This window comes from Mesorhizobium sp. M2A.F.Ca.ET.067.02.1.1 (assembly GCF_004023285.1).
Lineage (GTDB): Bacteria > Pseudomonadota > Alphaproteobacteria > Rhizobiales > Rhizobiaceae > Mesorhizobium.
The window spans coordinates 1-1652 of the sequence record NZ_RZSB01001036.1 but is presented as its reverse complement, the minus strand read 5'-3'; the positions used below and the strand labels follow the sequence as shown (position 1 = coordinate 1652).

Sequence of the window (1652 nt, the reverse complement as noted above, 5' to 3'; positions counted from 1 at the left end):
GCGGAAGGCCGATCAAGACTCGCCGGCCTCGATCAGCATATGCCGCGCCCGCCTCGATTGGACAATCCAGTTGTAGGCAGCGCCCAGCGCCATCAGCACCGCTGTGCCCAGAAACACCGAGCGCATGCCGAAATGCCCGCCGACGAAGCCGCCGGACAGCGGCCCCGCGACTTGGCCGACATATTGCGCCGAGATTGCCAGGCCAAGCACGTTGCCACCGATCCCGTCGGGGATATTGTGCCGGATGACGCTGGTGATGCAGGGCAACAATCCGCCCAGCGCCAGGCCCATCAGGAAGCGCAGGCCGATCAATTGCCAGCCATTGGTGACGAAGGCTTGCGGGATAAGCAGCAAGGCCGAGACGGCAAGGGCGCCGACCACGACGTTCCAGTGGCCGACGCGGTCGGCGAGCTTGCCCAGCCAGGACGAGGACAGGATGGTGCCGAGCGCGGCCGCCGACATGACGACGCCGGCGACCATGGTCACTTTGCTCTGGTCATCGACGAGCTGCTGTACATAGACGGTGATGATCGGCTCGATCGACATGGTGGCGAAGGCGAGCAGCATGCCCGTTGCCAGCATGGCGACGATCGGCCGTTTGTCGGGGATCTGCGACCAGTCGCTTTTCGGGCTCGCCGCCGAGGCGGGCTTGGGCGGCGGCGGATTCTCCTTGATCAGGAAAGTCGTCGCCAGAAACGCCAGGAAGATGACGCCGCCGGAGAGCAGGAAAGTCGCGCGGATGCCGATCAGCGGCGGCAGCAGGCCACCCAGCAGCGGTCCGACCAGCGAGCCGGCGGTGATGCCCGCCGCCAGCACGCCCAGCGCCCAGCCCGAGCGCTCCTTCGGCGTCTGCATCGCCACCAGGATCGTCGAGCCCGAGGAATAGCCGCCGGCAAAGCCGATCAGCAGCCGCAGCAGCACCAGTTGCCACACGCTCTCAACCATGCCGGTCAGCGACATGCAGATCGCCATGCCGAACGAAGCGCGCACCAGCATCAGCTTGCGGCCGTAGCGGTCGCCCAGCCGGCCCCACAAGGGCGCCACCAGCGCGGCCGCGAAGAAGGTCGCGCCATAAGCGATGCCCGACCACTGCACAATCGCCGCGTGCCCTTCGGCGCCAAGCTGCTCGACGTAGAGCGGCAGGAACGGAAGCAGCAGCGTCATGGCGATGAGCGTGCTGAACGAGCCGGCGAAGCAGACGGCGAGATTGCGTCGCCAATGGATGTTGAAGCCGCTCTGTCCGGTTTCGCTGGGCGTCATGTCACACTTGCCACTGCTGGGATTGTTATGGATCCCAACTTGGGATACCAAACCGGTATTCGTCATGGACCTGGCATTTGTCGCTGTCAATGCGGCTTTGAAGATCGGACCGACAATGTCGCAGATGCAGAATGTCGAAAGGCAGCTTCGCGAGATGATCCTCGGGCTGGAGATCGGCCCGGGCGAACGTTTGACCGAGCGCTGGATCGAGAGCCGGTTCGGCGCTTCGCGCACGCCGGTGCGGGCGGCGCTGCTGCGCCTGGAAACGGAAGGGCTGATCGGCCGCGACGGCCGCGGCTGGACGGTGGCGCCGATCAACCTCGCGGAACTCGGACAGATCGCCGTCTACCGCGAGGCGGTCGAGATCGCGGCGGTTCGCCTGTCCGCGGCGC

General features: G+C 66.0%; 2 protein-coding genes. One reads left to right on the top strand and one right to left on the bottom strand.

What is annotated here, in order from left to right; translation table 11 throughout:
* Positions 1–12: 12 nt before the first annotated feature.
* Positions 13–1260 carry an MFS transporter gene (locus tag EOA28_RS35120; protein ID WP_128315818.1) on the bottom strand — a complete coding sequence of 416 codons (1248 nt, stop codon included), beginning with the start codon at positions 1258–1260 and terminating at the stop codon, positions 13–15.
* 115 nt (positions 1261–1375) lie between these two features.
* Between EOA28_RS35120 and EOA28_RS35115 the strand changes: the two genes are divergently transcribed.
* A partial coding sequence (locus EOA28_RS35115; protein ID WP_148671078.1) for a GntR family transcriptional regulator occupies positions 1376–1652 on the top strand: 277 nt, incomplete at its 3' end.